7 protein-coding genes are annotated in these 8,424 nt (G+C 43.1%); 4 read left to right on the top strand and 3 right to left on the bottom strand.

Going from position 1 to position 8,424, the window contains the following annotated elements; translation table 11 throughout:
- Nucleotides 1-349 precede the first annotated feature (349 nt).
- Nucleotides 350-985, top strand: coding sequence for a GNAT family N-acetyltransferase (locus LXO72_RS04950; protein ID WP_233331692.1), 636 nt, complete (start codon nucleotides 350-352; stop codon nucleotides 983-985).
- A 74-nt stretch (nucleotides 986-1,059) separates the two neighbouring features.
- On the opposite strand, the gene LXO72_RS04945 is transcribed toward LXO72_RS04950, so the two are convergent.
- The 3 genes from LXO72_RS04945 to LXO72_RS04935 form a co-directional block, all read right to left on the bottom strand.
- Nucleotides 1,060-1,332 carry a GIY-YIG nuclease family protein gene (locus tag LXO72_RS04945; protein WP_048689170.1) on the bottom strand — a complete coding sequence of 91 codons (273 nt, stop codon included), beginning with the start codon at nucleotides 1,330-1,332 and terminating at the stop codon, nucleotides 1,060-1,062.
- Entirely contained in the window at nucleotides 1,322-2,068 is a 747-nt protein-coding gene (locus tag LXO72_RS04940; protein ID WP_233331691.1) for a tRNA1(Val) (adenine(37)-N6)-methyltransferase, read from the bottom strand. Before LXO72_RS04940 ends, LXO72_RS04945 begins: the two co-directional genes overlap by 11 nt.
- A 98-nt stretch (nucleotides 2,069-2,166) precedes the next feature.
- Entirely contained in the window at nucleotides 2,167-4,506 is a 2,340-nt protein-coding gene (locus LXO72_RS04935; RefSeq protein ID WP_129268766.1) for an HAD-IC family P-type ATPase, read from the bottom strand.
- Nucleotides 4,507-4,643: 137 nt separating this feature from the next.
- Here LXO72_RS04935 and LXO72_RS04930 point away from each other — a divergent pair, with 137 nt between their 5' ends.
- The 3 genes from LXO72_RS04930 (at nucleotide 4,644) to LXO72_RS04920 (ending at nucleotide 8,398) form a co-directional block, all read left to right on the top strand.
- Nucleotides 4,644-5,387, top strand: a complete 744-nt coding sequence (locus LXO72_RS04930) for a lysophospholipid acyltransferase family protein (protein ID WP_233331690.1) — start codon at nucleotides 4,644-4,646, stop codon at nucleotides 5,385-5,387.
- Nucleotides 5,388-5,490: 103 nt separating this feature from the next.
- Complete coding sequence (locus LXO72_RS04925) at nucleotides 5,491-6,174, top strand: helix-hairpin-helix domain-containing protein (RefSeq protein ID WP_233331689.1); 684 nt, start codon at nucleotides 5,491-5,493, stop codon at nucleotides 6,172-6,174.
- Entirely contained in the window at nucleotides 6,158-8,398 is a 2,241-nt protein-coding gene (locus tag LXO72_RS04920; protein WP_233331688.1) for a DNA internalization-related competence protein ComEC/Rec2, read from the top strand. Before LXO72_RS04925 ends, LXO72_RS04920 begins: the two co-directional genes overlap by 17 nt.
- The last annotated feature ends 26 nt before the right edge of the window (nucleotides 8,399-8,424 follow it).

Raw genomic sequence — 8,424 nt, 5'->3', positions numbered from 1 at the left:
CAGCTCGTGAATGGTTGCGTACCGAAGGTCGTCGCAACATTGAAGAGCTCAACCAAGTCTTAGACCAAGTCGCAACTTCTTGGAAAGAGCGTATTTAATTTTCTTAGTTCCTAACGTATCAAATAGTCTTTCTAGAAAAATCTAGAAGGACTATTTTTTTGTTTCTATGCAGGAGTAGTTCCGTCATTCATCAAAAATTGGTTCCCAATGTTCATAAATCTGATTAAGCTTTCATTCACTATTCAAATGGCTTCGGATTTGTAAGAATTTATGTGATAATTTCATATTGCAATCGAAAAAAAGAGTATTTTACAGTATAATGGACTTATTAGAATGAAGGAGTTGGCGTATGGAAAGGATCGTATATAGAGAAGCAAGGCTAGATGAGTACAAGCTAATTGGAAAAGTCTGCGCTGATGCTTTTATGAATTATCCATTTTTAACCGTCATTGAAGATTTAAAAAAGCCTGAATACTTTCCGGCCTTTATTGAGCTATTGCATACCTTGTTAGTCAAGCTCTACATCAAAGGGGAAACTTGCCTAGTTGCTGAACGAGATGGAGAAATTATAGCTGTAGGACTCTTGCAACAAAAAGATTTCTCAATGGTCTCTTACCTACTAAATGGAATTTTTAAGTTATTCCGTTACATTAGCCCTTGGAAATTAATGAAATATCTGGACCTGGTGGAGCGTTCGGAGCAACATTTGAAAAAATCCGGAAACTTCGACTGGTATTTAATGATGTTTGCTGTGAGCCCAACTATTCAGGGCCAAGGTGTTGGTAGTCATTTTCTCCAAAACGGGATTGAGCCTTACGTCAAGGCCAAAGGTTGTAAGCGTCTAGGCTTGATTACCAGTACCCAGCAAAATGTCTTTTTCTATGAAAAAAATGAATTCGTTCTATTAGATTCTATGGTGCTTGACTATGGAAAACAAAGTGTTGGAAATTGGGCATTTTTGAAGACCCTTGATGACGAATCCTAGATGATTAAAAAAAGGAGCTCTTGTGGCTCCTTTTAGCATGCAAACAGATGATTGTTAGATCATTTAGGTTACCTCTATTCTGGATCTAGTTTAGATTGTTGATGCTTGATATAGGTCAGTTTTTCCTCTCGGCTCTTCCGTTTAAAGAGTGCTTCGGCTGACATAGCAGCTCTTTTGTCGGGGAAAGACTCTTGGTAGATCAAGGTCACAGGAAGTCTGGGACGTGTATATTTGGCGCCTTTGCCAGCATTGTGGGTTTTGATACGGCGTTCGATATCGGTGGTGTAGCCAGTATAAAGGGTCCCATCTGCACACTGGACTACATACATATAAGCTTTAGTTTCCATAATAAATCTCATGAATCTCCGGCGTATAGCTTCCATCTTCCTCATGGATGAACAGTGGAGGCAGAATTTTCAGACCATCTCGCGATCCATCTTTAATGGCCTCAATGAGAAGCATGTTGGCATCTTTATGGACCTTGGGATAGACAAATTGAATCCGTTTAGGAGCCAGATTGTAGTGTTTCATGGTTTCAATGATATCTAAGAAGCGATCCGGACGATGCACCATGACGAGTCGGCCATTGGACTTGAGAGTCCGTTGGGCCACTTGACAAATTTGGTCCAAATTGGTGGTGATCTCATGACGGGCTAGCAAATAATGAGGGCTCTCATTTAAATTGGAGTGCTCGTCTACTTTAAAGTAGGGAGGATTACAGAGAATAAGGTCGATTTTACTACCAGGGAAATGGTGGGGCAAATTTTTTAAATCATCGGTAATCATGGACATGCGGTCGGAGAGGCCATTCAAATGGATGGAACGCTCTGCCATGTCTGCTAGTCTTTCTTGTATCTCCACTCCAACGATGGTGGCTTTGGTGCGCGTGCTAGCAAAGAGTCCGACAGCACCATTGCCGGCACAAAGATCGACAATCAGACCACGGTTGGGCAACTTGGGAAAGCGTGACAAAAGGACACTATCAATGGAATAGCTAAAAACTTCTCTATTTTGAATGATTTTCACATCGCTTGAAAATAGTTGGTTGACGCGTTCGCCGTCTTTTAATTCGATATCGTTCATGGCTCTATTATAGCATGAAAAGAGGGCGGGGAAAAGCATAGAAAGGGATAAGAAAAAATAAGGACAGAACCTTTGTTCCATCCTTATCAAAGAGTTGTTTAATCAAATTCATATTTTTGATAAATGGTCGCCAAGATGAAGATTCCCGTAAAGAGAGCCATCAAGGCAAGGTAGACTGGGAAGGTCACAGCTGTCAATGTTCCGATTTCAATCAGACCTTTCAAGTAAAAGGCAGAGAGATAGAAACCGCAGACAGAGAAGATAATTAAGAGACCTCGCCAGATATTGAGTGGCAAGCAAGCCCGAATAACGGACAAGAAGCCAATAGATCCTAACAAGTAGTAGGAAAGGGTAGACATGTCCAGGCTAGACCAGCCATGATGAGCTCCCCATAAACGAACAAATAAGACGCTAAAGACAACCATCAAGGCATTTGGTAAGGCCAGATGCAAGGAGCGTTTGAGGAAGTGTTTTTCCACTGGCTTAATGTTTCGTTCAAAGGTCAAGACAAATGGAGGGAATCCTTCGACAAACTGGTCAATCAGTGTAATCTGAATCGGAATAAATGGGAAGATCAACAAGTAGTTGATGTCAAATAAAAGGGCACTTGCGATACAAATAATCGCCAGAATGAAGGAGTAGATCGTCTTAATAAAGAAGATAGGAGCGATTCGTCCAATGTTATTGACGACCCGACGACCTTCAAAGAGAATTTCTGGAACATCATTAAAGTCAGAGTTTAACAAGACGAGATTGGCAATTTGACGAGTTGCAGGATCGCCTTCGGCCATCACGATGGAGCAGTCAGCTTCTCGTAAGGCTAGGATATCATTGACCCCGTCCCCTGTCATGGCAGTGGTTCGACCAGCAGCCTTGAGGGTTTGAATCAAGAGTTTCTTTTGATGAGGAGAAACCCGTCCAAAAATGGCTGTACTTTCAGCTAGGTCCACCAACTCATCGTCCTCAATCTTAGAACAGTCAATATAACTTTCGTAGCTTTCAAAACCAGCTTCCTTAGCAATGTAAGAAACAGTGACTGGATTATCACCAGAGATGATTTTGAGATCTACATCTTGGGAGCGAAGATAATCCAAGGTTTCGGCAGCCCCTTCGCGGATTGGATCGAGGATTTCAATGACGGCGATCGCTTCTACATCACTTGGCAAAGTCAAATCATGCATATCAATGGCTTCCACACTGCGAGCTAAGATCAAGACCCGTGATCCATGGGCTTGGGCTTCCAATACCGCTGGAGGATTTTCTTTGAGGAGCATTTCTGGGGCCCCTAAATAAACGGTCCCCAAGTTGGTCAGGGTCATGGCCCCCCATTTTCGATCACTTGAAAATGGAATGATTGATTCTGCTGTATAAGCGTGTTCTAACTCGCCATATGCTTTGCGGATAGCTTGGGCAGTTGGGTTGTTATCCTCAGAATTTTGCATATAGGCAGCGAGAATAACTTCGATAGTTTCTTCAGAAAAGTGTTCAGACAGGGAGTGAATGCCTTTGACGGTCATTTTTCCTTGGGTGATGGTTCCTGTCTTATCCAAACAAAGAGTATCGACACGAGCCAGGGTTTCCACAGAGTACATCTCTTGGACCAAGACCTTGCGCATCCCCAACTTGATCACGGCTGTCAAGAGAGAGGTCACTGTCAGAAGGGCAATTCCTTTTGGCAACATGCCCAGGAGAGCAGTGGAAGAGGTAATCACAGAATCTTTCACTGGAAGCAGTTTAATCAAAAAGGCTTCACAGAAGAGGGCGATTCCAAATGGGATAATAATCTTTCCAGTAAAACTAGAGATTTTTGCGAGATTGTAGAGGATGCGAGAGTTGATGGGTTTGAGAGTTTTCGCCTCAACCATCAATTTATTAGCATAGTTATTGGCCCCCACACGTTTGACACGAGCGTAGACCTGGCCACTCGCTAAGAAGCTACCGGATAGAAGTTCATCTCCCTCTTCCTTGAGAACCAAGTCACTTTCTCCCGTCAGCATGGCTTCGTTGGCTTCAGCAACTCCCTTTTGAACGATGGCATCACTCGGAATTTGGTCTCCAGCAGATAGCTTAATCAGGTCGCCAAGGACGATTTCCTCTGGATCAATGGTTTCCTCTTCCCCGGCTCGGATGACAGTGACGAGCTCCTTACTCATCAAGTTCAATTTATCAATCATCCGTTTAGCGCGGAGCTCTGTAGCAATCCCGGATAAGGCATTAAAGCAGATGACTGCAAAAAAGACCAGATTGCTCCAGGCTTGTACCGCAACCAAAGCGAGGGCGATCACAAAGTTCAAAGCATTAAACAAGGTGAAGACATTGCGCTTGATGATTTGCCAGGTACTGGTACTGGTATTCGCTTTAAATTCGTTGGTTTGGCCACGCTGTATTTTTTTGCGGACCTCTTCATGGGTTAATCCCTTTAATTCATTCATTTCCATAAAAACATCATATCATTTTTTTAAGAAAAAGACTAGATGCAGTCAGTTTGTTGAGTCATCAAGTTTTTGAAAAGATTTGCGGGGAAGAGAAGGATACGGTATAATGGATAAACAAGAGAATTATCAAAGGAGAAAGCATGTTTTATACCTATTTACGTGGCTTAGTGACCTTTATTTTATGGGTTCTGAATGGAAATGCTCATTACCATCATAAGGAACTGATTCCGAGTCAAGAGGAAAATTACATTCTCGTAGCTCCTCATCGAACTTGGTGGGATCCGGTCTACATGGCCTTTGCGACAAAACCCAAGCAATTTATCTTTATGGCTAAGAAGGAACTCTTTACCAATCGGATTTTTGGATGGTGGATTCGCATGTGCGGGGCTTTCCCAATTGACCGTGAAAATCCAGGTGCAGTAGCAATTAAATACCCAGTGAATATGCTCAAAAAAAGCAAGCGTTCCTTGATTATGTTTCCAAGTGGAAGTCGCCATTCTCAGGATGTTAAGGGTGGAGTTGCCGTGATTGCCAAGATGGCCAAGGTACGTATTATGCCTGTCACTTATACGGGTCCAATGACTTTGAAAGGACTAGCGACCTGTGAACGGATTGACATGAACTTTGGGCACCCTATTGATATCTCTGATATTGCAAAAATGAATGATGAGGGAGTGGAAGAAGTTGCAAGACGTATCCAGGCTGAGTTTGATCGCTTAGATGCGGAATCTCAGGCACTGCGCAATGACCGGAAACCTTTTATCCTCATCCGTTTGTTGAAGTTTTTACTGCTGCCATTTGTCTTGGTTGTCGCTTTACTGACCCTCTTGTTTAGTTATATCGCTAGTTTTGTTTGGGATCCGGACAAGCATCGGAAAGACTAAGCAGTACTCTAGATAAAAAGAATGTCAAAAATCATGTGATTTTTGACATTCTTTTTTTTATTTCTTCGTTTTTTTACGAATAATAAAAATAAAAGGGGTATTTATGGAGACGTGGATTGAGAAGATTAAGGAATATAAACTGTTTTTAGGTTTGGCTACTGTGGGGCTAGTGATGGGAGGAATATTTCTCTTTTGGCCTAAGCAACCTCCACAAGCACCGGAAACTGTCATTTCACAGTTAGAAATGGTGGATCAGGAGGCTTCTCCTAAGGAAGACACCAGCCTCCCATCTAGCTCTCAACAGAGGGGTGAGGAAAAGACGGACTCCTCTCAAGAGAAAATCATGGTGGATGTGAAGGGAGCTGTCAGACAAGCAGGGGTCTACGAACTGCCAGTGGGGAGCCGGGTCTATGATGCTGTCCAAAAAGCAGGAGGGATGACAGACGAAGCCAACAGCCAATCCGTCAACTTAGCGCAAAAATTGGAGGATGAGTCCATCGTCTATGTTGCTAAGAATGGAGAGGAGGTAGCGCCTGTTGCGTCCGCATCTGCATCTGCTGGGACGACCGGTGGCGAAAAGCAGTCAAAAGATGGAAAGGTCAATCTCAATACGGCAACAGAAGCAGAACTACAGACGATTTCAGGGATAGGTCAAAAGCGAGCCCAAGATATCATTGCTTATCGAGAGGAAAAAGGGAAATTTCAGTCTGTTGATGAACTGAAAAATGTTTCTGGGATTGGTCAAAAGACGCTAGAAAAGTTAAAAGAGCATGTTACAGTGGATTAGAAGTCTCAACATTCATCCCTTTCATCTCACCCTGCCGGTCTTATCTCTCTATTATTGGATCTACACGGGACACTGGCTCGCTTCGTTCTTCCTTCTGGCCTTCTTCATCTTGTTTAGAAGACGCTACGATGGCAAACGATTTCTGTGCCTCATAGGGTTTCTTTCCCTCTTTACCCTTTGTTTTGCTTTCCGGATCGAACAGGGAAAACAAGAGTCAAGCGATCATAGGGTCCCAAGGGTCATTCAGCTTTTACCGGACACCATCAAGGTGAATGGAGATGCTTTATCCTTTCGTGCCAAGTCAGGTAGCCGTACTTTTCAGGTTTTCTACCAGCTTCAGTCAGAGGAAGAACAAGCCTATTTTAAACACCTGGATCATGGGCTAGAATTACGGATCAAAGGGGAATTGGAAACACCGACAAAACAGCGTAATTTTATGGGCTTTGATTACCAGGCTTATCTGAAAACACAAGGGATTTATCACCTTTTGAAAATCAGTCACATTCTTGAAAAGAGACCTGCTGAGCCTAGAGATTTCATAGGGCTGCTGTCTAGTTGGAGGCGAAAGGCCCTTGTATGGGTTCACCAGCATTTTCCCCAACCCATGAGTCACTACATGACGGGCTTGCTTTTTGGTTTTTTAGATGTGGAGTTTGAAGAAATGAGCCAGCTGTATTCGAACTTGGGGATTATCCATCTGTTTGCCTTGTCGGGCATGCAGGTTGCCTTCTTCTTAGATGTCTTTCGGCGCTTCTTTCTCCGCTTGGGATTGGAGCAGGAAAAGGTTGCCTACCTCCTCTATCCATTTTCGCTTCTTTATGCTGGGATGACAGGCTTTTCGGTTTCGGTCGTTCGAAGCCTCTTACAGAAACTCCTAGCCCAGGCTGGGCTCAAAGGAATGGAAAATATGGGGGTCACTCTCCTCTTATTAGTCCTTCTTTTACCATCCTCCTTGTTGACTGCTGGAGGTCTCTTATCCTGTGCCTACGCCTTTATATTGACGCTAACCTCTTCCGAAGAGGAGAAGGAGGGAATCCGAAAAGTCATCAAGGAGAGTCTAGTGTTAACACTAGGGGTTCTTCCTTTTCTCATTTTTTTCTTTGGAGAATACCAACCCTGGTCCCTTCCTCTAACCTTTATTTTTTCTCTCTTATTTGACCTTCTGTTGTTGCCAGGACTGAGTGTCGTCTTTCTCCTTTCTTTTCTTTATCCCTTGACCTTCTGGAATCCTTTCTTCGTCTGGATGGAAAAAAGTATGGAGTATCTAGCAAGCTTCACTAGTCAATCTTTGGTTTTCGGGCAGCCAAGCATCTATTTTTTCATCTTGCTATTGTGCTTGTTAGCTTGTCTCTATGAGATGCGAAAGGTTAAGAAGTGGAGATATCTTTTTCTACTCTTAATATGCTCTATATTCGCCCTTGTGAAGCATCCTTTAGAAAATGAGATTACCATCATTGATATTGGTCAAGGTGATAGTATTTTGTTGCGTGATTGGCGAGGGAAAACGATCTTAATTGATACAGGAGGAAAAGTGGACTTTGGCCAAAAGGAGGAATGGAAGAAGCGAAGGTCTACTAGCAATGCAGAACGAACCCTGCTCCCTTATCTCAAAAGCAGGGGGATTGACCAGATTGATCATATGATTCTCACGCATACTGACACAGATCACATGGGAGATTTGGAAGTGCTTGCGACTAAGGTTAGGATAAAGGAAATAAATATTTCCAAGGGAAGCTTAAAAAAAGACTCTTTTGTCCGTCTGCTCAAACGATTGAACTTACCGGTAAAAACGTTGGAGGCTGGTGATCAATTGTCGATCTTTGATGGGCGTGCAGAAGTCCTCTATCCGGTAGAAGTAGGAGATGGGAGTAATAACGATTCCATTGTCCTTTATGGCCGCTTTTATGGGTGGTCCTTCCTTTTTACAGGAGATTTAGAAGAAGAAGGGGAAAAGACCTTGTTAGCCCGTTATCCTCGACTGCGCGTAGATGTCCTAAAAGCAGGCCACCATGGTTCTAAGGGATCTTCTCACCCTGCCTTCTTAGAAAAAATCCAAGCAAAAATTGCCTTGATATCTGCGGGCGAAAAAAATCGTTACCAGCATCCTCATCAGGAAACCTTGGAGCGCTTCAAAGAGTTACAAATGACTGTTTTTCGTACAGACCAGCAAGGAGCGATTCGTTTTAGAGGGTGGAATCAGTGGACGATTGAAACCGTTCGATAAGAGCTGTTTGATTTCTAGCTTGAAAA

It is taken from the genome of Streptococcus sp. XMC (assembly GCF_021341835.1).
Lineage (GTDB): Bacteria > Bacillota > Bacilli > Lactobacillales > Streptococcaceae > Streptococcus.
The sequence above is the reverse complement of the archived record's forward strand: the minus strand, read 5'-3'. Positions and strand labels throughout refer to the sequence as shown.